This is a genomic window from Chryseobacterium sp. CG10_8 (assembly GCF_058117085.1).
Genome location: NZ_JBYVEB010000001.1, coordinates 12,878 through 36,014 on the forward strand (window position 1 = coordinate 12,878; position 23,137 = coordinate 36,014).

Annotated in this window: 17 protein-coding genes and 1 riboswitch; of the genes, 7 read left to right on the plus strand and 10 right to left on the minus strand. The window is 36.9% G+C overall.

What is annotated here, in order from left to right; all coding sequences use genetic code 11:
• Positions 1-32: 32 nt before the first annotated feature.
• From AC4AGG_RS00075 to AC4AGG_RS00115, 9 genes are all read right to left on the minus strand, one after another.
• Positions 33-1,151, minus strand: a complete 1,119-nt coding sequence (locus AC4AGG_RS00075) for a carboxylate-amine ligase (protein WP_489769920.1) — start codon at positions 1,149-1,151, stop codon at positions 33-35.
• A 58-nt stretch (positions 1,152-1,209) separates the two neighbouring features.
• Positions 1,210-2,166 (minus strand): ATP-grasp domain-containing protein, encoded by a 957-nt coding sequence (locus tag AC4AGG_RS00080; protein WP_489769921.1) that lies wholly within the window; start codon positions 2,164-2,166, stop codon positions 1,210-1,212.
• 23 nt (positions 2,167-2,189) lie between these two features.
• Entirely contained in the window at positions 2,190-2,399 is a 210-nt protein-coding gene (locus AC4AGG_RS00085; protein ID WP_489769922.1) for a hypothetical protein, read from the minus strand.
• A 21-nt stretch (positions 2,400-2,420) separates the two neighbouring features.
• Positions 2,421-3,134, minus strand: a complete 714-nt coding sequence (locus AC4AGG_RS00090) for an alpha/beta hydrolase-fold protein (protein WP_489769923.1) — start codon at positions 3,132-3,134, stop codon at positions 2,421-2,423.
• Between the two features lie 63 nt (positions 3,135-3,197).
• The gene (locus AC4AGG_RS00095) at positions 3,198-4,406 is read right to left on the minus strand and encodes an ATP-grasp domain-containing protein (protein WP_489769924.1); all 1,209 of its coding nucleotides are present in this window, start codon (positions 4,404-4,406) and stop codon (positions 3,198-3,200) included.
• A gap of 144 nt (positions 4,407-4,550) precedes the next feature.
• Complete coding sequence (locus tag AC4AGG_RS00100) at positions 4,551-5,969, minus strand: leucyl aminopeptidase family protein (protein WP_489769925.1); 1,419 nt, start codon at positions 5,967-5,969, stop codon at positions 4,551-4,553.
• 31 nt (positions 5,970-6,000) lie between these two features.
• Positions 6,001-7,131, minus strand: a complete 1,131-nt coding sequence (locus AC4AGG_RS00105; protein ID WP_489769926.1) for an alpha/beta hydrolase — start codon at positions 7,129-7,131, stop codon at positions 6,001-6,003.
• 219 nt (positions 7,132-7,350) lie between these two features.
• Positions 7,351-9,363, minus strand: coding sequence for an FG-GAP-like repeat-containing protein (locus tag AC4AGG_RS00110; protein WP_489769927.1), 2,013 nt, complete (start codon positions 9,361-9,363; stop codon positions 7,351-7,353).
• A gap of 11 nt (positions 9,364-9,374) precedes the next feature.
• On the minus strand, positions 9,375-10,472 hold the full coding sequence (locus AC4AGG_RS00115; protein ID WP_489769928.1) for a hypothetical protein: 1,098 nt from the start codon (positions 10,470-10,472) through the stop codon (positions 9,375-9,377).
• Positions 10,473-10,772: 300 nt separating this feature from the next.
• Here AC4AGG_RS00115 and glgB point away from each other — a divergent pair, with 300 nt between their 5' ends.
• The 7 genes from glgB to AC4AGG_RS00150 all read left to right on the plus strand — a co-directional run bounded on the left by glgB (position 10,773) and on the right by AC4AGG_RS00150 (position 20,788).
• On the plus strand, positions 10,773-13,094 hold the full coding sequence (glgB, locus tag AC4AGG_RS00120; RefSeq protein ID WP_489769929.1) for a 1,4-alpha-glucan branching protein GlgB: 2,322 nt from the start codon (positions 10,773-10,775) through the stop codon (positions 13,092-13,094).
• Between the two features lies 1 nt (position 13,095).
• Positions 13,096-14,502: a glycogen synthase gene (locus AC4AGG_RS00125; protein ID WP_489769930.1), complete on the plus strand. Its 1,407-nt coding sequence runs from the start codon at positions 13,096-13,098 to the stop codon at positions 14,500-14,502.
• A gap of 124 nt (positions 14,503-14,626) precedes the next feature.
• A complete protein-coding gene (locus tag AC4AGG_RS00130) occupies positions 14,627-15,895 on the plus strand; it encodes a glucose-1-phosphate adenylyltransferase (protein ID WP_489769931.1) in 1,269 nt (422 codons plus the stop codon).
• A 93-nt stretch (positions 15,896-15,988) separates the two neighbouring features.
• On the plus strand, positions 15,989-16,402 hold the full coding sequence (locus AC4AGG_RS00135; RefSeq protein WP_489769932.1) for a hypothetical protein: 414 nt from the start codon (positions 15,989-15,991) through the stop codon (positions 16,400-16,402).
• 76 nt (positions 16,403-16,478) lie between these two features.
• Complete coding sequence (locus AC4AGG_RS00140) at positions 16,479-17,516, plus strand: SRPBCC family protein (RefSeq protein WP_489769933.1); 1,038 nt, start codon at positions 16,479-16,481, stop codon at positions 17,514-17,516.
• Positions 17,517-17,614: 98 nt separating this feature from the next.
• Positions 17,615-20,419 (plus strand): 2-oxoglutarate dehydrogenase E1 component, encoded by a 2,805-nt coding sequence (locus AC4AGG_RS00145; protein ID WP_489769934.1) that lies wholly within the window; start codon positions 17,615-17,617, stop codon positions 20,417-20,419.
• Between the two features lie 21 nt (positions 20,420-20,440).
• Positions 20,441-20,788: a phage holin family protein gene (locus tag AC4AGG_RS00150; RefSeq protein ID WP_489769935.1), complete on the plus strand. Its 348-nt coding sequence runs from the start codon at positions 20,441-20,443 to the stop codon at positions 20,786-20,788.
• 76 nt (positions 20,789-20,864) lie between these two features.
• Here AC4AGG_RS00150 and AC4AGG_RS00155 read toward each other — a convergent pair whose 3' ends face one another.
• Positions 20,865-22,775: a TonB-dependent receptor plug domain-containing protein gene (locus AC4AGG_RS00155; RefSeq protein WP_489769936.1), complete on the minus strand. Its 1,911-nt coding sequence runs from the start codon at positions 22,773-22,775 to the stop codon at positions 20,865-20,867.
• Between the two features lie 105 nt (positions 22,776-22,880).
• Positions 22,881-23,090: riboswitch (cobalamin riboswitch) on the minus strand.
• Between the last annotated feature and the right edge of the window lie 47 nt (positions 23,091-23,137).

Below are 23,137 nucleotides of genomic sequence, written 5' to 3' on the forward strand. Positions count from 1 at the left end.
ATTATTTTCTGTGCAAAATTAATAAAAAACAATTAATCGTTGTGATGGGTGATTCCGTACTCGGTTTCAGCAATCATATAATCCACAACACTGTTAAGGTCTCCAGTTTCTTCAAATACCTTCAATTGTCTGTCCGCACCTGTTCCTCTTTCCATGATTTTCCAAGCGTATTCGACCTCTTCTCGACAATCGAGTTCATCAACTACATCGTCGATAAAGCCTAATAATTCGCCAAGCAAATCTTTGTAAGGCACACTTTCTTCTTTTCCAAAGTCAATTAGATGCGCGTGGATTCCATCTTTCGAAGCTCTCCACTTGTTTTCGTTAAGGAGCAATCTTCTGTAACTTCGGAAGCTTAGGTTTTGCTGGTGTAGTTTGTAGATTTTTGCTACCAAACTTTGCATAATAGCAGCTAGACAAACCGTCTCATCCAAACGTAATGGCATGTCACAAATCCTAAATTCTATCGTTGGATAGAATGGGTGAACTCGTAAATCCCACCATATTTTCTTAGCATTATCGATAGTTCCGGTTTTTACCATGAGGTCGACATAGCTATCGAATTCTGCTAAACTACTAAAGTAGCTTGGTATCCCAGTTCTTGGGAATTTAACAAAAACTTCCTGTCTATAGGATTTGAAACCAGTGTTTCTTCCAATCCAAAAAGGTGAATTGGTCGAAAGCGCGTAGATGTGAGGAAGAAAGTAACGCATTACGTTTTGGATTCTTACTCCTTCTTCACGATTAGGAATTCCGATGTGTACGTGCAAGCCGAAAATTAAATTTCCTCTTGCAACATCCCCCATGTCATCCACAATTTTGATATATCTTTCTCCTTGAGTTATAGTATTGGTTTCCCAATTGGAAAAAGGATGCGTTCCTCCCCCTGCAACACGAAGGTCTTGCTCGTGTGCTATACTGATGAGGTGGGAGCGGAGTTTGGTTAATTCCGCTTTTGCTTCTTTGATATTATCGCAAATCCCCGTCTCCATCTCAATCATGGATTCGTGCATTTCGTGTTTTAAGTGTTCGCTTAGATGGGCTTTTCCTCCTTCAATAATTTTGGAAACGTGAGAAACTAAGTCTCTGGTATCTTTATTAATGATTTGGTATTCCTCTTCAACACCTATGGTAAACTTATGTGGTTCCATAGTGAAATAGTTTTAAATTAGTTTGTGTTTTTGAGCCAATAATCCATTGGCCTCCGAATTACTTTTTTACCGAGTCCTTAACGAATGTTCCCCAAGAGATATTCGCTTTTCCTGGCTCGTATTCTTTTGCTTTTTCTACTGCAAATTTGGCTGCGTGTTCTACAATCCAAGCAAAATTTTCTTCACCAACAGAGTTTCTGTCTGCATCTGGAGCTGGATTACAGAAGTCGATGGCGTATGGAATACCGTCTCTTACTGCAAATTCTACTGTATTGAAATCATATCCAAGTGCTTCATTCATTTTGATGGTGTAGTCGTGGATCGTTTTTAATAATTTTTCTCTCGCTTCGCCTTCTGTTTTGTGAGTTGTAGCATAACGAAGATGATGCGGGTTTCTCGGTTCGTAAGGCATGATATGTACGTACTTCTTACCTAAACAATACACACGATAATAATCTTCGAATACAATTTCTTCCTGAACCATCATTACCAATTCTCCAGTTTCACCCAATTTTTCCCAAAGGTCTTCTGGACTTTCTACTCGGTAAACGTTTCTCCAACCTCCACCATCATGTGGTTTCATGTAAGCAGGGAAACCAACATAGTCAAAAATATAATCCCAATCGTGAGGGAATTTCAAGTTTCTGAATGATGTTTCCTGAGTGTTTGCTGGTCTATCAGCTGAAGGTAAAAGCACGGTGTTTGGTAAAGGAATACCTAATTTGCTCATCAAAGCATTGTTGAAAAATTTCTCATCTGCACTCCACCAAAACGGGTTATTGATAACGTAAGTTCCATTAAGAGCTGCGTTTTTAAGATACGCTCGGTAGAATGGTACGTCTTGAGAAATTCTGTCTATAATAACTGCATAACCGTAGTCTGCACCTTGTTCTAATTTGTCAATTTGTACAGGTTCAGCAACAATTTCGCCTTTTCCTAACTCATTAACCTTGTCTATAAAAGCCCATGGGAATGTGTCTTCCATTCCGAATAAGATTCCTACTTTCTTTGCCATAATTTTTTTATTTTTTAGTTTATTTATTCTTTTTGTTTTCTATAATTTTTTACTAGTCTAATAACACTTCCCGATGACCCTATGATTAAAAGGAAATACAAGATGTTCATTCCTTGAAATGGACTTTTTGTAAATCCAGAAGATGCTGCCCAAATCAAAATGGTACTTGCAAGTAGCCAAAGACTAATAAAGATGATTACTGCAGTTTTTGTGGGTTGCTTGTATAATCCCATTTATTATTTGGTTTAAAAATTTTATCCAAAAAATCTACCTATGAACATAGGGAACACCATGTTCCACAAAGGCCAATCGTGAGAAATCCACTTTTGCTCGTCGTACCAATGATTGATTCCTTTTGATGCAAGAATTCCTGCCATTTCTTTGGTCTGTGCTAGACAGATATCTTGGTCAGAGGTCGAAAGTACGATATGCATATGTTTGTATTTCCAAGCTTCATCGTTTTTGACAAATTCGCGAGGGCAGTTGAAATATACCAAGTCATCCGAATATCCATCCATGAAATTTCTTATAGAAAAAGCACCGGAAAGACAAAATAAATGAGATACCAAATCAGGAAAACGGAATGCAATATTGGCAGCATGATAGCCTCCAAAACTGGCTCCAGCTACCGCTACTCGGTGGGTTTGATGTAATCTCTGGATGTATGGAATAAATTCTTGGCGCAGAAACTGAACCCATAATTCATAATTTCGGATTCTGTCCGCTGGATGGATTCCTTTATCATAGAAGCTGATAGCATCAATGGTCTGAATATTATAAAGTTTGATTTTTCCTTGTTCAACAAACCAATTTACGCTGTCATTGAGTTTAAAATCATGATTCTGGGTGTATTGTCCTTGTGAAGTTGGGAACATGATTACTGGGTAGCCATAGTGTCCGGTAACTTCTACTTTCAAACTGAATCCCAAAATGTGAGAATAATAATCCGTGTGTTCTATTCTTGGCATATGTAGAGTTTTTGTTATATAATTTTTGATTAAAGTTATTTTTCTAAAAAAGTAAAACCTTCGTTAAGACGTTGGTTTGTCTTTAGGAGGTAAGATGTTCAGAATTTTTTCTGTAATAATGAGTGCTGCTTCATCCAATCGTTGTTGGATCTTCTGCTCTTCTGCAGATTTGTAAACAATCCCGATATGATTTTCAATTGGAAGAAATTTGTCAATTTCTGCACACTCAAATTCAGTAGTGTCAGGGTGAAGCTCTTTGGCTAAAGCAATGATTAATCCCGCATAGAATTCTGTAGGTTCAGCAACCGTGTATTTTTGGTCAGCCATCAACGCGGTTTCCAGCCTTGCCCATTCTTTCCAGATATTGATTCCAGTTGCTGCTTCAACCAAGTCAGGGATGTGCGCCCCACCAACTCTTGAGGATGTTTCTAGGAAATAATATTTGCCATCTTCGCCTCTGATATATTCGCTATGTGTTGCTCCATGAACCATTCCAAAGTTTCCTAAAACCTGCGTGTTGATTTTATGAAGGTCTGCAAATTGTTGTGACTTTCTATCAAGTGTTTTCGAGCGGAAGACTCCTCCTTCGTGAGAAACTTTCATTGGTGGAGCCAAATATTTCGAGCAACAAGTGAAGACAATTTCCTTATTGTACACCAAACTGTCAACGTGGAAAACATCTCCTGGCTTGAAGCTTTCTAATAAAAAAAGATGCCTTTCCGAGCCAAGACCTTCGATCACTGGCCAAAGTTCGGCTTCTGATTGGATTTTTTTGATACCGCTTGCAGAAGCTTCAGAACGAGGTTTCAGTACCCACGGACCTGGGACTTTTTGCGTGAAATCTCTTATTTCGTCATCATTAAATATAGCAGTGAACTCTGGGACGCTAATTCCTGTTGTTTTTGCCTGTTGTCGCATTGCCAGCTTATCACGGAAATACCGATGCGTGGTCTGTCCCATTCCAGGAATTCTGAAAGTTTCTCGTACCAATGCTGCTTTCTCTACATCATAGTCATCAAGTGCAACGACTACGTCCACTTTTCGGGTTTTCATTAAGAATGAGAAACCCTGGATAAGATGGTCTAGATTCCAGACAGAAGGAGAAACTTCCTGCATGTAAAAAACCTCGTCGATGGCATGCCACGGCCAGTTTTTTTCTTTGATGTTTTCAGAAGTAATGAGGATTACTTTGTTACCGAGACGATGCATCTCGTCCATGAAGTCGTACCCTTTATAATAACAAGAGATACAGACAATCGTCTTTTTCGCCATAGTTTTGTTTTTTTAGATATTGTTGAATTTTCAAAAAAGAATTGAAATTTTTGTTAAAAAATCAACAATGTTTTTTTAAGAATGTTTCCAATAATGGAATTCTAAATTCAATAATACAGCGAATTTTTTTAATTGCCTAATTTTTTAGCGAAAATTTTCGAGAAAATGCATCAATAATTGCACACCATACCCCGTTGCAGCTTTTTCCTTGGCATAATTGACATTTCCAAAGGCTACTCCAGCGATATCAAGGTGTGCCCAGTTGGGATGATTCTCGATAAATTGCTCTAGGAATTTGGCTGCGACAATGCAGTCTCCAATAGGTTTCATGGAAATATTTTTGAAGTCCGCAACGTCGGATTGGAAGTCATTGGTCCAAATGTCCCACAATGGAAGGTTCCAAAGTCTTTGATTGGTGTTGTCTCCTGATAGGATGAGTTGGTTTTTTAACGTGTCATTATTAGAGAATAACGCACCACAAGTATCTCCAAACATTCTTACAGCGCTTCCTGTAAGGGTTGCAAGGTCAATGAGGGCGTCGGTTTTGAAATTTTTTGCTAAATAAGAAAGTCCGTCTGCAAGTGTCATTCTTCCTTCTGCATCGGTGTTGAGAACTTCTATGGTTTTTCCATTATAAGCGGTAATAACGTCACTTGGTAGATACGCAGTTTCTGACACAGCATTGTCAGTAATGGGTAGGATGGCAATAATGTTGACAGGAAGCTTTGTATCAGCGGCAGTAATCAAGGCTCCTAAAACGGCTGTAGCGCCACCCATATCGGACTTCATATAGTGCATATTCTGCGAGTCTTTGATGGAGATTCCACCAGTGTCGAATAATACCGCTTTCCCAACAAGTCCAATGGTTTTTGCGGTTTTTTCTGAAGATTTGTATTCGAGAATAGTGAAAGCGGCATCTTTAGCACTTCCTTGATTAACGGAAAGGTAAGCTCCAAGTCCTAGTTCTTCGCATTTTTTCCGGTTAAAGCTGGTATATTTTAGTTTTTTTTCTTTGGCTAAATTCTTAAGGTACTCACTGAATATTTCGGCTGTTTTGAAGTTAGCAGGTTTGTTGAGCCAATCCATGCAAGAAAACTGACCGCTGCAAAGTGCTGCTGTTTTTTCTGCAATTTTATCAAGGTTTTTTGGGGCTAAATTCACAAAATGAATTTCGAATTTTTCGTTCCAAAAAGGGTGTTCCTTCGACTTCAAGTAACTGTAGGTTCCCAAAAATAAACCTTTGGTCAAATTCTCAAATTGAACCTCATTGAGGAAGTCAGCATCAATTTTTGTCGGGGTTGATTGCAACTGTTTTTTGTAATTTTGGGAGAACTGATTTGCGGTTTTTTGGATTTCAAAATCTTTAAAATTCTCAGTCCCCAGTCCAATCAAATAATGAACTGTTTTGTCTTCGTTGACAACAAAGAACTGATCGCGTTTTCCAGAGAAGAAAGAATCCATGCTTTTTGGGAATTTCTTTTTCTCTTTGGTCCATAATTCTTCGGTGAATAAGGAAATATGCTGAGTATAAGTTTTTTGAGCTTTATTGAGAATTTTAATCATTTTTTTTAATGTTTTTGATTGTATAAAGTTATTAGTCGTTGGCTTCGTAATTTTCCATTTTTTGATGTGGTGCTACTTCTGCGGGGTTTTCTATGTTATCGTAGAATAGCCATTCTATTGCTCGCGGAAATTCCTGTGACCAGAAGAATTCGCTGTGAGTTCCCTCATCATTGATGGATATTTTGATTTCGAAATCAAATAAATTTTGAAGTTCCCACTGGTGCAAACTTTGCTCGAATGTTTTAATTCTTTTTACCATTTTGGAGCCTTCTTGCTCACCTCCGTAAAGATAAACTTGCGTTTTGTAAGGACTTCTAAAACGCACCATTGGGAAATTGTTATTAGGTTCGACCCAAAGAGAAGGAGAGAAAATCATCAATTTTGAATAAACTTCAGGATACAAAAATCCACTGTAAATACTGATGAGTCCGCCCAAAGAACTTCCTCCGATTCCTGTGTGTTCTCGGTCTTTTTTAGTTCTATAGTTTTGGTCGATGTATGGTTTTAAAGTATCGGTGATGAAACGGATATATCTTTTCCCTTCTGAGCCATTAGAGACATTGTCGTTATCGAAGATAAATTCTTTGATTCTATCATCATTTCCATGGTCTACGGCAATAACGATAAGGTCACCTCTTCCATATTCTGCTAAAATAGAAAGCTTTTTATCAATCTCCCAGTTTCCATACTCGCTTCCTTCATTGAAGAGATTTTGAGCGTCTTGTAGATAAAGAACAGGGTAAGATTTATCTGTTTCATGGTAATCGAAGGGGAGAAGAGCCCATACTTTTCGGTAACGGTCAAGTTGGGGAATATAAAATTCTTCTGAAACGACTTCTACAATTGGGAAAAACTCTTGCTTGAATGGTCCCCAGTTAAATCTCCATTTTTCTACAATATCGTTAACTTCTTTCGATTTATCTGCTTTTCGGTTAGGTGAGATATTTCCAAATTTATCTAATTCTACATTTTCCCAACCACCTTTAGTGAATTTATATTCTAGTTTTTCAGGTAAAATGGCATCATCAATATCGATGTAAAAGAGGTCTTCTTCTCCTTTTTTTAGTTGAAAATCAATATCTTTTGAATTCCATTTGTTGAAATTTCCAGTGATATATATTGGTCGGTCATCCCTATCGTCGGTCTTTACATTGAATCTCATTCTTTCTCGCTCAAATTTTTTTAAAGGTTTAAAAATAGAAATTATTTTTGGAAGAAGTGCAGTAGTGAAGTGAATTGTTGTAATGCCTTTTGTAATCTAATGATTTTCACAACCAAGTTCTGCTAATTCTAGTAGTACTCCTAATTTAATAGGAAGTTTAAAAAGAAAATTCCTGCAAAAGTATTTTTGCAGGAATCAATGAATTTTATTTCGTATTTCTTACTTTTTAATTACTTTTTTAGATACCGAATTTCCATTTTTATCTCGTAAAGTGAGGATGTAATTTCCTGATTTTAGGTTTGAAATATCGATGGAATTTCTTTCTACATTTTCCTTCAGAACAATTCTTCCACTTGTATCCAAAACGGTTGCAGTGGTAGGTTCAAAATCTTTGTCGGATTCTAAATATAGGATTCCGTCTGTCGGATTAGGATAGACGATTAATGACTTGGAATTATTTGATATCTCGTCAACCGCTAATGTAGAGCCTTCAACAACATGCAGCCTGGTATTAGGTGTTACATTATTAATGGTATCAACTGCTCCAGAAGGCCATTTGATAACTACGCTGGTAATGGTTGTTGCGGTCCCAATTCCAAAGTGGGTGTTTAAGGTATTCATATTTTGGAAACCAACACCACTTTGTACATCTCTGATTTGTTTTCCCCAGCTTCCGTAGATTTCGACTCTCGCTCCAATTCCATTTCTGTTACTCTGGTTACCTTGCAGAGTAACTTTTAACCATTTGTTGGAGTTGCCATTGTTTAACAAAATTTGATTTCCGCTTTGGATATCTAGAAAACCATCGTTGTTCATATCGCCAATGGGACGGTCATAATAATTAAGAGCGTAAGAGCTAGGATTAGGATAGAATTGGAAATTTCCATTTCCAAACATGATGGTATTTCCTGCTCCTAAAATATCCAAATAGCCATCGTTGTCGAAGTCATAAGTAACATATTCGCGACTTAAGTTGGTTGCGACATCGTATCCGGAACCAATAGATAAATCAGTAAATGTTCCGTTTCCATTATTTTTCATGACTTTGCTTAGTCCGTTAGAGGTGGAATTAATCCCAACTAAAGCATCCATCCATCCGTCGTTATTGAAGTCTCCCCAAGCTGCAGACCAAGTCTGTGTTGCATTGGCCATGTTGGCGCTAGCGCTTATATTGGTGAATGTTCCGTTTCCATTATTGCGATGTAATTCGTCTATGTTTCCTCCAGGTCCAGAACCACCGCCACTACATTTTGCAATATACAAGTCCATATCGCCATCATTGTCAAAATCGATAAAATTGGAACCGTAATTTCCTCCTGAAGGGAAATCTCCCATTCCTCCTTGGTTATGATTGAGATTAGTTCCGTCATTGATATAGTATCTGTTGGGTGCGTTGTCGTCGCAAGCAAATGCGTCTAGTTTACCATCTTTATTAATGTCTACAAAGTTGTTTCTTTGGGTCAAGAAAGATTCGTTTTTTCTGTCTGCAAGATATCCGGTACCGAGAGGATTGGCTTTCAAAAATGCAATTCCGCTTCCTGAACCATACATCAAATCATTGTAGCCGTTATTATCATAGTCGCCAGCAGCGATACTCCAAGTTGGAGTTACTGTCGTTGTAGGATGTGTGTAAGCTACCGTGTTAAAGGTTCCATTGGTCTGTTGATAGCTAATTGATAGCTGTGTATTGTTAATAACAGAAACGTAATCATCTAGGTAATCACCATTCATATCCACGATACAATTGTTGAGACTTCCTGTTACTGGTGCTGCTTGAGAAGTGAAAGTGAGATTAGTTGTTCTTAGTTGTTGGCTTATGGTAAAATTAAATCCAGAACTTGAATACAAATTATCAAATGCAATGTAGTATGTTGAATCGGTATAGGCCATGAAACTTACTTGCGAAGACGTGCTACCATTATAATCGTCATTGGCTGCAATACAATAATTACTGTAACAATAGCCATTGTAGACTCTTACTTGCGTATTAACATTTTGACCAGGAATGACGGTTGAAACAGTAATCATTCCGTTGGCTGTAGCGGTATGTTTATACCAAATTGCGTTAGGTCCTGATGCTACACCACAAGAGGTTCCACTTAATATGCTTCCTGCAATTCCAGGAACAGTATGTGTACCTAGGCCAATGCTTGTTGCTGACGAACAAGTATTTTGAGCAATTGCGTATCCGAAGCAGAATAACGCTAATATCAAGGATAGTTTTCTTTTCATTTTGTTAAATATTAGTTGCATGGAGGTGTCAGTGAATTAATGTACTGTTGTAAAAGCAATAGTCCTTCATCATGAACAATAGTTCGGCCCAACAAAGGCATTCTGATGCTTTCGTCGTCAGAGGCTAATCTGTAGTTCATAACGGATTTGCTATAATCTCCAGCTTTTATAATTTTTTCAATGCTTGGATCAACCGGCTCATCTGCACTAATGCATACTCCAAGGTTTTGCAAATCAGCAGTTTTATTAAAACTTAATCGGATAGCTCGATAATCACATCTTGCATTGTCTTGGTGGCAATGAGCGCAATTAATATCAAGATAAGATCTTAATCGAAGGTCAAGAGGTTTTGTTGCGTCTTTATAATTAACAGTAGATACAATATTGGATGGATAGCTTGCGAGGTACCCTTCATTGACTAGTTTTTGTAGCTGGTTTTTCATTCCTTCCTTGTATGCGAAATTCACGTTCATGTTTTGAGGTTTCGTAGCAATAGGTATCGGTTGATTATCCAATTTGTGACAGGCAAAGCATTCGTTTTCAGAAGGAATTCGGTAATCGGTATTGACAATCGAGTTATCTGGTTTTTTAAAAGTGATATTTTGTGAACTTCCACTTGCGAAATCAGCTCCTGAAACCAGGAATGCTTCAGTTTGCTCATTATTCCAAAGGTATTCTGCGAAAATCCAACCAGTTGACTTCCTAATCATCAGTCGAGTTTCGATAATTTTGGTTGTATTGTTGGGTTGCATTGTTTCGTAGTAGAAATTTTTAATCAAAACGGTTCCCACAGGAAAGTTCAAGGTTTTATCATCTCCGTCATAAGTAGCGGTTGTCCCGGATGGCATCCAAATAAAGCGTTTTTTTAATGCGTAATCGGTAAATAGGGTGCTTGCAGGTTCATATGGAATTACCTTGTAGGAAGGATTTTGATCTTTTAGATCTCCTTTGAAGAATGAGTAGGTCGATAGTTTTGCATAGGGAACTTGACTAATATCAAAGTTCACAGTGGAAATCTCGGGGGCTTCTATAGGTGATACTGTTTCATCGTTGTGACAAGAAAAAGCAAACAAAAGAAGAAATAGGTTAATAAAATAGATTTTTTTCATATAATTGATGGATTGAATTCAACAAATATAATAATTTTCTGCTTTTTTGATAAATATGAAGAATTATTTGAAATTATTGAGTGATTTTAGTAGTTGGAGGTTGATTGTATTTTGGGGTTTAACATCAAAGAGATGTACTTTTTTTGTTCTCAATTCATGAAATCTTTCATGACAAACATTTTCGCTGAGTCATTTATTTTTAATAGATTTGAAAGAAACTTAATATTACCTTATAGTAAGGAATGAAAAGGAAGCATTCTTCTTTTTCTAAAATTAATAACGAATAAAACTTCAAATGATATGAACTCCGTTCAGTCCTTTTCTCTATTCACAGAACATGACATCTATTTATTTAAAGAAGGAAGACATTTTCGACTTTATGAAAAGATGGGTTCTCACTCCGTTGAGCATGACGGTAATCAAGGTGTTTATTTCGCTGTATGGGCACCGCATGCAAAAGAAGTTTCTGTAATTGGAAACTTTAATAATTGGCATTCCGAAACTCATAAACTGTATCCACGTTGGGATAGTTCTGGGATTTGGGAAGGCTTTATACCCGGTCTTTCTTGGGGAACGTTATATAAATACGCCATTAGAAGCAACAAGGGGGTTTTGTTGGAAAAAAGTGACCCTTATGCATTAAGCTGGGAGCAAAATGTGCAAGCTGCTTCATTAGTTTCTACCAATTGGTATGATTGGACAGATGGAGATTGGATGAAAAACCGTTATAAGAAGAATACTCTAGATGCGCCAATATCAGTTTACGAAATGCATCTCGGCTCTTGGATGCGCGGAATTGATGATCCAACAAGGTTTTTTAATTATAGAGAGATTGCGGAAAGACTGATACCTTATCTTAAGGAAATGAATTTTACTCACGTAGAATTTATGCCTGTTATGGAGCATCCTTACGAACCAAGCTGGGGTTATCAGGTAACTGGTTTTTTTGCAGCTAATTCAAGGTTTGGGAGTCCACAAGATTTAATGTTTCTGATCGACGAATTGCACAAAAATGATATTGGAGTAATTCTTGACTGGGTTCCTTCGCATTTTCCAGGAGATGCTAACGGATTGCATTACTTTGATGGGACTTATCTATATGAACACGAAGACCCAAGAAAGGGATTTCATCCACAATGGAATTCACACTTATTTAATTATGGAAGACCAGAAGTGAAATCATTTTTGATTTCTAATGCATTGTTTTGGCTAGACCGATATCATGCAGACGGACTCCGAGTAGATGCAGTGACATCTATGTTGTATCTTGATTATGCAAGAGATGAAGGACAATGGGAGCCTAACATATTTGGAGGAAATGTTAACCTCGAAGCTAAAGATTTTTTACAAGAATTCAATATTACCGTTTACAAAGAATATCCTGACACCATGACGATTGCAGAGGAAAGTTCAGATTTTCCGATGTTGACAAGACCTGTCCATGATGGAGGTATTGGATTTGGGATGAAATGGATGATGGGTTGGATGCATGATACTTTGAAGTACTTTAAAGAAGACCCAATTCATAGAAAATACCATCATCACAAGTTGACATTTGCGTCGATGTATATGTATAATGAAAATTATATGATGCCACTTTCGCATGATGAGGTGGTACATGGAAAAGCAAGTATGATTTATAAAATGATGGGTGACGAATGGCAAAAATTTGCAAATCTTCGGGCGCTTTATACTTATATGTACATGCATCCAGGAGCGAAGTTGCTATTTATGGGTAATGAATTTGGACAAACCAACGAATGGAATTTCGCCGCATCACTAGATTGGCATCTTTTAGAATATCCTGTTCACAAAGGTTTGCAAAGATTTGTGCAAGAACTTAATACTCTTTATAAAACCGAAAAATCGTTGTACGAAAACCAATTCAGTCCTTATGGTTTTGAGTGGGTTGAAGCTAATGATAATGATAATTCTATCTACGTCTTTTTGAGAAAGAGCATTGATGAGGAGGAAGTGACTATGACAGTACTTAATTTGACTCCGAGAGTATTTGATTACAAAATTGGTGTTGATGAAGGGACTAATTGGGAGGTAATCCTTAATTCTGATGATGAAATCTATGGTGGAAGCGGTGTTGTTGCTGAAATTGTAGATGAGGAAGATGATGAATGGATGTTCCGTCCTAATGCGATAATCCTCAAATTACCTGCACTTTCTGGGCTAGTGTTGAAGCGGAAAAAGGTAAAAAAAAATAAGTCTGTAAAGAAAATTTCTGCAAAGACTGTTACCACTCCTGAAAAGGAAGAAAAAATAACTGCACAAAAGGTTTTAGAAAAACGTACTGTTAAAAGAGAAGGAAATCAACCGAAAATAACAGTGACCTCTGCGAAGAAAAAAGTTTCTAAACCTAAGAAATCAGACGTTTCGGAAAGTATTGTTTCAGCAAGTACGGTTTCAAAAGCAGGAACTGAAGCCAAAATGTCTTCAAGAAAAATTAAAGAAAAAGATGATTCAGCGATTCTTAATAGAAGAGCGTCAAGAACCAAATCTTCAACAATTAAAGAGGCTACTGAATCAGAAGAAAAAATAGAATCCAAATCGAGAACTTCTCGTACTAAGAAAGTACTTGAAGAAGCGAAAAAAATCACTAATAAGAAATAGTATGACGATCTATCATCTTAGCATGGAGTGTTATCCTGTTGCTAAAGTCGGAGGACTTGCAGACGTTGTAGGAGCATTACCAAAGTATTTAAACAAAATTGAGGGCATCGATGCAAAGGTGGTGATGCCGTGGTATAATAAACCCTTTGTTTGGGAACAAGATTTCGAAGTAGTTTTTGATGGTTTTATCCATCAAAATCACAGTATGTACCAAGTTCAGGTAATGAAAGAAGTTGGCAGAACTTTAGGTTTTGATCTTTTTTTGGTGAGGATACCAGGGCTTTTGGATAGGGATAACCCTTACGGTTATTGGGATGAGAGTCAACAGTTTTTAGCTTTTCAACATGGAGTTTTACATTGGTTGTCAGCAATGGAGATTAGACCCGATGTATTGCATTGCCATGATTATCATACTGGTTTGGTTCCGTTCATGATTGAGAACTGTCCCGATTTTAGATTTCTAAAAGGAGTAAAAACGATTGGGACTATCCATAACGGAGAGTATCAAGGACAGATGAATTGGGAAATGGCGAAGTATTTTCCATGGTTTGACGGTTGGAAGTGGGGACTTCTAGATTGGGCAGGATATATTAATCCATTGGCGACGATGTTGAAGTGTTGTCACGCCTTCAATGCTGTTTCGAAGGGGTATATGGACGAATTGTATCATTCGCTAAGAGGTTTAGAGAGTCTGGTTCAGCAAGAACATAGAAAAGCTCATGGAATTGTTAATGGCATTGATACCGAAGTTTGGAATCCAGAAACGGACCCTTATGTGGAGATTAATTTTGGAATAGATGATGCCATTAAAGCCAAAAAAGCCAATAAAGAATTGCTTTGCAAGGAATATGGACTTAATCCTGATTTGCCGCTATTTTCATTTATCGGAAGATTTGCTGGAGAAAAAGGGGCGGACTTGTTACCTGAGATTGTTTGGAAATCCATCCAGCAGACCGAGGGACGAATTAATATTATGATTTTGGGTTCTGGTCAAAGGGATATCGAAGATCAATTAAAGGATTTGGACTATCATTATGTAAATTTTGCATTGGACTTAGGTTACAAAGAAGCTTTGTCGCACAGGATTTATGCCTCTTCGGACTTTTTGCTGATGCCATCACGAGTAGAGCCTTGTGGACTTAATCAGATGTATGCGATGAGATACGGGACAGTGCCTGTGGTAAGATATATTGGGGGGCTTAAAGATACAGTGTCCGATATTTCGACTGGAGGAGCGGGTCTTAATTTTGCCAACGCAACAGCAGATGATGCTGTTCATGCAATGCACAGAGCCTTAAGCATCTATCGTCAGGAAAAAATCATGCATGATTTGGTAAAAAATAACATGAAATTTGATTTTTCTTGGGAGAAATCTGCAGAAAATTATGTAAATTTATACAGACTTTAAGATGAGTCCTGCTTGATGATGTTTTTTCGTTGTTATCATTGGTACATGCGTAAAATTCGTTGTCAAATGAGGTGATTTTATTTGTCAAATTCAATCAAAAAAAATTATAGAAAAACTATCTAGTATGAAGCACAATGTTATTTCCGTTGTTTTAGGAGGAGGTCGAGGCACACGTTTGTTTCCATTAACTTACTCACGTTCGAAGCCTGCTGTTCCTATTGCAGGAAAGTACCGTTTGGTTGATATTCCAATTTCTAATTGTTTGAATTCTGGATTTAACCGAATTTTGGTTTTAACACAATTCAACTCAGCCTCGCTTAACTCTCATATCAAGAACTCTTACCATTTTGATATCTTTAGTAAGGGATTTGTTGATATTTTGGCAGCAGAGCAAAACGTTGAAAACGATCAATGGTATCAAGGAACTGCAGATGCAGTAAGACAGTCCATGAAACACATGGACAAGTATGATTATGATTATGTTTTGATTTTATCTGGAGATCAATTGTATCAGATGGATTTCAGAGAGATGATTGATTTCCACGAAGCTAATCAGGGAGACGTAACTATTGCAACGATTCCTGTTAATGCAAAGGATGCTACAGGTTTTGGTATTTTGAAGGCCGAAGAAGATGGTAATATCACTTCTTTTATCGAAAAACCATCGACTGACTTGTTGCACGATTGGAAATCCGAAGTTTCTGAAAAAAGCAGAAGTCAAGGCAAAGAATATTTAGCTTCTATGGGAATCTATGTTTTCAACAAAAAAGTGTTGAAAAAAATGTTCGAAGAAGATGCGGGTGATGACTTTGGAAAGGACTTTATTCCTAACGGAATTGGTAAGTATAAGACTTTAAGTTTTCAATATGACGGTTATTGGACAGATATAGGTACAATTGAAAGTTTCTACGAAGCTAATTTAGATCTTTGTCAAGATTTTCCAAAATTCAATTTGTTTAGCAAATCACCAGTTTACACAAGAGCAAGAATGTTACCTCCTTCCAAAGTGATGGGATCTTATGTTAATAAAGCGGTTTTTGCTGACGGATGTATCATCATGGCAGATAAAATTGAAAATTCAATTATAGGAAACCGAACAAGAATCGATAGAAGTAGTACTATCATCAACTCTTATATAATGGGAGCGGATTATTATCAAGACACTGCTGAAATTATTGAAAATGATAGGACGCACAGTCCTAATTTAGGAATTGGTAAATATTGCCATATCGATCGAGCGATTATTGATAAGAACTGTTACATTGGTGATAATGTTCGTATTATTGGTGGAAAACATCTGGCAGATGGAGACTATGACACGCACTCTGTACAAGATGGAATTGTTGTCGTTAAGAAAGGAGCTGTCATCCATCCAGGAACTCACATTGGTTAATATCATCCTTTCGAAAAGACAAGCATAAGGTGATTTTTGGGATATTTTGAATCAAATATTTATATTTGAAGAAAATTTTAAAACTATAGAAAAATGAAAATGTTAAAGAAAATTTTGCTTTGTGCAATCTTTGTGTCGATTTCGAGTGTGATGTCTGCTCAAATGAATTGGAAGGAGAAAGATGCTTATCATAAGGTGATGTCTCAGACTTTTCACCCTGCAGAAGAAGGTAACTTTCAGCCAATCAAAGCGAGAAGTGGAGAATTGGTAGCAGCTGCTGAAGTTTGGAGAAAGTCAACAATTCCTTCTGATGTTCCTAATCCAAAAGAGTTGAAAAAGACACTTAACAAATTGTGTAAAGATTCTAAAAAATTAGATAAAAAAGTAAAAGCAAATGCTACGGACGTTGAGTTAAAAGATGATTTGTTTGCATTACATGATACTTTTCACACAATTGTAGGACTTTGTAAGACTAATGACGATCACGGTGATCATGGAAGTCACTAGTTGATTGATTCTTAAAAATATTTTAAAAGAGTGCGTTATATTTTCGCACTCTTTTTTTTTATCCTAATTTTGCCGAATGCGTTGGTTGAAGATTTTTGCCGTTGTAGTGGCGGTTCTTTTCGGGTTATATGCTCTTTCCATGAGGTTTTTTATGGAGGAGAACAAGACTTTCAAAGTGGAGAAGACCATTAACTATCCATTGGAAAAGGTTTTTCCTCAGTTTAATAATTTTCAAAATCTTACCAACTGGAATGTCTATTTTTCCGATGACGAAAATATGGTCTTTACTTTTTACGAACCTTATGAAGGAATGGGAAGTTCTATGGATTTCAAGGGGAAAAAGAAAAGTAAATCTGGTGAGATGTACATTCGATACGAAAACCCTTTCAAAACGTTGAAATATCAAATGTACGAGGGAAATCAAAAGTATCCAACGACAATTGATGTGAAATTTTTGCCAATTTCTGGTACTCAGACCAAAACAATTTGGTCAGTCAAGACTCCAAAAATGCCCGTTTTAGAGAGGATTAAAAACGTTTGGACAGAAGATGTGTTTCTCAATAATCTTGATAAAAGTGTCAAAAGACTTCAGCAAAAATTAGCCAATAAAGTCGAGAAAGATGATTTCTTGAAAGATATTAAGTTCGATAGTATCATAGTGGAGCAGGAGGAAGGACAGATTCTTTTGGGAACTTCTATTACTACCAATAATCAGAAAAATGCTCTCTTCAAAAATGTGGAGATGAATTACAGTAAAGTCATCAATTTTGTAACTACCGATCTCGGTAAGGAAAGCGATGAAATTGGTTTTCCTGTTATGATTTCTAATGCTGGTAGCTTCAAGGACAGAGAGATTTCTTATTATTTGGGAATTCCAGTTTCCAAACGTCAATCGGTGACTGATAACAACTTTAGCTTCCGGACTCTTAACGCATCTCAAATGTACTCTGTCTATTACAAGGGAGATTTCGGTAGCCGAATAAGAAACATCCAAATGCTTATGCAAAAGGCGAAGAGCGAGAAAAAGAGAACAGGCGAAGTACATCAGATATTTCTTGAAAGACCGGAAGACGGCAAAGATGTTCTTATGAAAATTTCTGTTCCGGTTTTCTAATAAAAAACTTGCTTTTTTGGTTGAGAATTCGTCGTTTACATCTTAAATTTTTAGTAACTTTGTGGTTTTAAATTTTTAATTAGTAAACGTTGCCTACAATGGATCGATTTTCATTTCTTAATGCTGCGCATTCACAATTTATAGAAGATTTATACCAACAATATCTTAAATATCCAGACTCTATTGAGCCTTCTTGGAAGAGCTTCTTTCAGGGGTTTGATTTTGCTTTGGAGCATTACGCTGACGAACCAGCTTCTAACGGAGTGATGGTTGCAGCTCCTGTTCAAAAGATGGCAGAAGCTGTTGCAAATGGTCAAGTTTCGGAAGATATTCAGAAGGAATTCAAGGTACTTAATCTTATTGATGAATATCGTAGAAGAGGACATCTTTTTACAAGAACCAATCCGGTAAGAGAGCGTCGTCAATATTCTCCGACTTTAGCAATTGAGAATTTTGGACTTTCTCAAAGTGATTTGAGTAAGAAATTCAATTCGGCAACAGAAGTTGGTTTTTCTTCAGCTGCTACTTTGCAAGATATTGTTACGCACTTGCAGACCGTATATTGTGACTCTATCGGTGTAGAATATATGCACATGAATAGCGTTGAAGAAATCAATTGGATTAAAAATTGGTTGCATCAAAACGAGAATCATCCTCAGCTTTCTGCAGCAGAAAAAACTGAAATTTTATTAAAATTAAATCAAGCCGTTGCGTTTGAAAATTACCTACATACCAAATTTGTTGGACAAAAGAGATTTTCTTTAGAAGGAGGGGAGTCCCTTATTCCAGCGCTTGACCAATTAATTACTCGTTCTTCTCAACTAGGAGTAGACGAAGTGGTTTTAGGAATGGCTCACAGAGGGAGATTAAGTGTGCTTTCTAATATTTTTGGAAAATCATATAAGCAAATTTTCTCAGAATTTGAAGGAAAAGAATTCGAAGAAGATGTGTTTTCTGGAGATGTTAAGTATCACCTTGGTTCATCCAAAAAGATTACTACCGCTTCAGGAGAGGAGGTTTCTATCAACTTGACACCTAATCCATCTCACTTGGAAACTGTTGCAGCGTTAGTTGAAGGAATTAGCCGTGCAAAAGTTGATGACAAATTCAAAGGAGATTTCGGGAAAGTATTACCAATTGTTATCCATGGAGACGGTGCTATTGCAGGACAGGGAATTGTCTATGAAGTAGCTCAGATGATGACTTTAGAAGGTTACAGAACAGGAGGTACTGTACATATTGTTGTTAACAATCAGGTTTCTTTTACAACGAACTATTTGGATGCAAGATCGTCTGTCTATTGTACAGATATTGCAAAAGTAACCTCTTCACCAGTGATGCATGTTAATGATGATGATGTAGAGGCAGTAGTACATGCAATTAGATTTGCGGCAGACTTCCGAGCTCGTTTTGGTAAAGATGTGTACATCGACTTGTTAGGTTACAGAAAATATGGACATAACGAAGGTGACGAGCCACGTTTTACACAACCTAATTTGTATAAATTAATTGCAAAACACCCTAATCCAAGAGAAATTTATAAAGAGAAATTGATTAAAGAAGGGGTGGTTTCTGATGAGGTTTTAGAAAAAATGGAAAAGGATTTCAAAGCTTTGTTAGACAAAGATTTTGATGAATCTAAAGGGATTGAAAAGAATACTTTGGATCTTTTCATGAAGGAGATTTGGGAGAGATTCAAAAATTCTTTGAAAGGAGATCTTCAGAAGCCAGTCAATACAAAATTTGATAAATCGAAGTTGAAGGATTTAGCAATCGCTATGTCAACCCTTCCTACGGATAAAAATTTTATTAAGAAAATTACAAGACTTTTCGAGAGTCGTTTACAAATGATTGAGGAAGATCGTTTGGATTGGGCACTTGGAGAATGGTTGGCTTATGCTACACTATTGACAGAAGGTTATAATGTAAGAATTTCTGGAGAAGACGTAGAAAGAGGAACTTTCTCTCATCGTCACGCGGTGTTGAAGACGGAGGATTCAGAAGAAGAGTATATTCCTTTGAGAGGAGTGTCTAATAGCCGTTTCGATGTCTATAACTCACACCTTTCAGAATACGGTGTTCTTGGTTTCGATTACGGATATGCAATGGCATCTCCGGAGACTTTGACTATTTGGGAAGCTCAGTTTGGAGACTTCGTGAATGGAGCTCAGATTATTATTGACCAATATTTGGTAGCTGCCGAAGAAAAATGGAAAATCCAAAATGGATTGGTGATGCTTCTTCCACACGGTTCCGAAGGACAAGGAGCAGAACACTCTTCTGCACGTTTGGAAAGATTATTAACCCTTTGTGCTAACGAGAATATTATCGTTGCCAATATCACAACACCTGCCAATTTCTTCCACTTGCTTCGTCGTCAGATGAAGTGGGATTTTAGAAAACCATTGATAGTTATGTCGCCAAAATCGTTGCTTCGTCATCCAAAAGTAGTTTCGCCTTTGGAAGATTTTGCTAACGGTAGTTTCCAGCCTATTATTGATGATGCAACAGCAGATCCTCAAAAGGTGAAAAAATTGGTATTCTGTTCAGGGAAGCTTTATTATGAATTGTTGGCTAAAAAAGAATCCATCAATGACGAGACTGTTGCTTTAGTTAGAATAGAGCAATTGTATCCGCTCCAACAAAGTAAATTAGACGAAATTTTTAATAAATATAGTAATCACCAAGACCTTATTTGGGCTCAGGAAGAACCAGAAAATATGGGTGCTTGGAGTTATATCCTTAGAAATTTCCGTGATACTAACATTCAGGTAATTTCTCCAGTTCCAAGTGGTACACCTGCGCCAGGAAGTCACAAGATGTTTGAGAAAAATCAGAATGCAGTGATTAATCGAGTTTTTGGGACTAATGACGGCCCAGAAAGCAGACCGGTTACAGCTTAATTATATTGAAAATCTGGTGTAATGAAATTAATTATTAGGTTATTAATTACGGCTGCAGTTGCTTACGGATTGACTCATATTCTTTCTGGTGTTAGAATTGATTCTTTCGGGACTTCGATTATTTTTGCAATTGTTCTGGGAATCTTAAATGCAATTCTGAAACCTCTTTTGAAGTTTTTTGGATTTCCAATTACTATTTTGACTTTGGGATTGTTTCTATTAGTTATTAATGCTCTTGTGATTTTATCAGCAGATTATTTTGTGGATGGAGTGGAAGTAGATGGATTTTGGAATGCCATGATTTTTGGTGTTGCTTTATCGGTCATCACCTCATTGTTGAACGGAATTTTCAATGATAGTGAAGATTAAAAACAGAAATTAAATATTCAATAAAAACCCTTGAAATCATTCAAGGGTTTTTTGTTGGTTTTCGATGAAGGATTTTTTAAAATTTGTAATCAATACCCAAAGTGAAGTTTCTCGGTTTTGTAGTGAATCCTATGACATCCACATATTTTTCGTTGAAAATATTTGCAACAAATCCGTAAGCCGAAAGTCTTGATGTTATTTTTTGATTAACATGAAGATTCACAAGGTTGTAAGCATCATTGGTTACAGATGCCACCGAATAGGTCGTCATATCGTAATAGGAATCTTGTGTTTTAGAATTCCATTGATGCGAAATCAAAATATCTGTAAATCGAAGTGGTTTGATTTTGATGAAAGAATTGATTCGTTGCTTTGGTTGACGAAGCATGGTTTCTGGCTTTTCTTTTTCAACAAAGCTGAAGTTTCCACCCAATTGGATGGCAGGAATAATTTGGTAATCCGCACCAATTTCAAAACCCTTTACTTTGTTACTTTCGACATTCAGGAATTGACCATAATAATTGATGAAATCGACAGTCTGATACGTGAAGACATTTTCCTCCGTTCTCTGAAATAGGTTTGCATTGAAATTCCATTTTTGATTCTTTTCACCAAAGTTAAGGTCGATTTCGTGAGATTCGTTGGTCTCAGGCTTCAAATCGAAATTAGGAAGAACCCAAGGCGTTTGACCAAAATTTTGATACAAAGTAGGAGCAATGAAGGCAGTTCCGTAGGAATAGCCAATTTTGTAGTAATGTTGGTCGGTTTCCTTCAATAAAAATGGGTTTACAGAATATACCCAATGATTTCCAAATTTAGAATGGTCCGTAAATCTGGTTCCCAATTGAAGGTTAAAGATACTGTATTTCAAATTCGCTTTTAGGAAACCATCAAAGTTGTTGTAATGGGTATCTTTTTTACTGAAAACTTCCTCTAAATCATTTCCTGACCAAGGTTTTTCGGCATAGCTCATCGCTTGGTTTTCATATTGAATTCCACCAATAACATTTAGAAAATCATTAATTTTCTGATAATGATACAATTCTAAAAATGTATCCTCTCCTTTGTAATTGTAGAAATCAGCATAAGCATTGTTCCAAGCATCTTGCGTCCTTCGCTCATTTGCGGAATAGCGAGAGTTAAAGGTGGTTTTACCATTTTTTGTGGTGAAATTTGCATTTCCGGAAAGTGTCCATAATTGGTCGTAGTTACGATAAGTTCCGTCTGAGAATGCACCATTGTCATAGTGATAGAAATGATGATTGTAAGTAGAACTGATATTAGCATCAAATTTTCCTTTATTAAAGCCAATTCCAGCAGAAATATTCTGTTTTTCCCAACCATCTTTTTCGAAGTCTACGCCTTCAGCGGAAGATAATCCTTCTGACTTTTCGTTGAAGCCATTCACTTGATAAGAAAAGTGGTTGAGTTTTCCTCTGATTCCTGCATTTTGGGCATAGGTGTCAAAAGAGCCACCTCTCAAACCAACTAGACCTTCAATTTTCTTTGAGCTATTCTTTTTCGTTGTGATATTGATGACGGAAACTGTTGCATTGCTTCCGTAAAGCACCGATGAAGCTCCATTAAGAACCTCGATGGATTCTACATTTTCTAATGATAGCAATCGCAAATCCGATAGATTGTAGTCGTTTCCGGTGACGTCTTTGAGCGGGATTCCATCAATGAGAACGAGGACGTTGGCATTTTTACCACCTCGTATTTTCATGGACTTGGGTTCTGGATTGTTGTTGAGGTTACCAGTAATTTGAAATCCCGCAACACGGTTGAGCACATCGGTAAGTGATTGACCTTTGTAGTCTTCTAATTCTTTACTTGTAAGAAGGGTGACGTTTTTTCCAGACTGATACGCTGGATGTTTGATTTTTGAAGAAATGCTTACTTCTTCAATGGATTTCTCCTGATGTTGAGAGAATGCGGTTGTAGTGACGACAAGCATTGCTCCAACAAAAATGATTTTTTTGTTCATAAATTCTTTTTGTTAAAGTTTACTTATCGGAAAAATGGTGCGATTCCAGAGACGAGTAAGAAATTACACGTTTCCAAACTTCACTTTTCCTCCGAAAGCGTTTGATTTTTAGGAACTCAGTAAGGTCTCCTGACTTTCACATTTTCTGCGCCTTCCCGAAGTTTTTCAGTGGCTTTTTGCAGAAAATTATTTGAGATGCTTCTACAAGCTCAGCATGACAAAGTGATTTACAGTTGCGGGGACAGTCCGTGATTTGCACACGATTCCCTTTTCCGAATTCGGCGGTAAAGATACTTAAACTTGGTTAGATATCTTTTCTATTATCTATTTATTTAAAAAAAAGAAACCTTCAAAGAAAAGAA

Coding starts and splice junctions, on each gene's coding strand:
- AC4AGG_RS00075 (WP_489769920.1), bottom strand. CDS start 1,151: ATGGAACCACATAAGTTTACCATAGGTGTTGAAGAGGAATACCAAATC.
- AC4AGG_RS00085 (WP_489769922.1), bottom strand. CDS start 2,399: ATGGGATTATACAAGCAACCCACAAAAACTGCAGTAATCATCTTTATT.
- AC4AGG_RS00150 (WP_489769935.1), top strand. CDS start 20,441: ATGAAATTAATTATTAGGTTATTAATTACGGCTGCAGTTGCTTACGGA.
- AC4AGG_RS00115 (WP_489769928.1), bottom strand. CDS start 10,472: ATGAAAAAAATCTATTTTATTAACCTATTTCTTCTTTTGTTTGCTTTT.
- AC4AGG_RS00100 (WP_489769925.1), bottom strand. CDS start 5,969: ATGATTAAAATTCTCAATAAAGCTCAAAAAACTTATACTCAGCATATT.
- AC4AGG_RS00145 (WP_489769934.1), top strand. CDS start 17,615: ATGGATCGATTTTCATTTCTTAATGCTGCGCATTCACAATTTATAGAA.
- glgB (WP_489769929.1), top strand. CDS start 10,773: ATGAACTCCGTTCAGTCCTTTTCTCTATTCACAGAACATGACATCTAT.
- AC4AGG_RS00140 (WP_489769933.1), top strand. CDS start 16,479: ATGCGTTGGTTGAAGATTTTTGCCGTTGTAGTGGCGGTTCTTTTCGGG.
- AC4AGG_RS00090 (WP_489769923.1), bottom strand. CDS start 3,134: ATGCCAAGAATAGAACACACGGATTATTATTCTCACATTTTGGGATTC.
- AC4AGG_RS00125 (WP_489769930.1), top strand. CDS start 13,096: ATGACGATCTATCATCTTAGCATGGAGTGTTATCCTGTTGCTAAAGTC.
- AC4AGG_RS00105 (WP_489769926.1), bottom strand. CDS start 7,131: ATGAGATTCAATGTAAAGACCGACGATAGGGATGACCGACCAATATAT.
- AC4AGG_RS00095 (WP_489769924.1), bottom strand. CDS start 4,406: ATGGCGAAAAAGACGATTGTCTGTATCTCTTGTTATTATAAAGGGTAC.
- AC4AGG_RS00130 (WP_489769931.1), top strand. CDS start 14,627: ATGAAGCACAATGTTATTTCCGTTGTTTTAGGAGGAGGTCGAGGCACA.
- AC4AGG_RS00110 (WP_489769927.1), bottom strand. CDS start 9,363: ATGAAAAGAAAACTATCCTTGATATTAGCGTTATTCTGCTTCGGATAC.
- AC4AGG_RS00135 (WP_489769932.1), top strand. CDS start 15,989: ATGAAAATGTTAAAGAAAATTTTGCTTTGTGCAATCTTTGTGTCGATT.
- AC4AGG_RS00080 (WP_489769921.1), bottom strand. CDS start 2,166: ATGGCAAAGAAAGTAGGAATCTTATTCGGAATGGAAGACACATTCCCA.
- AC4AGG_RS00155 (WP_489769936.1), bottom strand. CDS start 22,775: ATGAACAAAAAAATCATTTTTGTTGGAGCAATGCTTGTCGTCACTACA.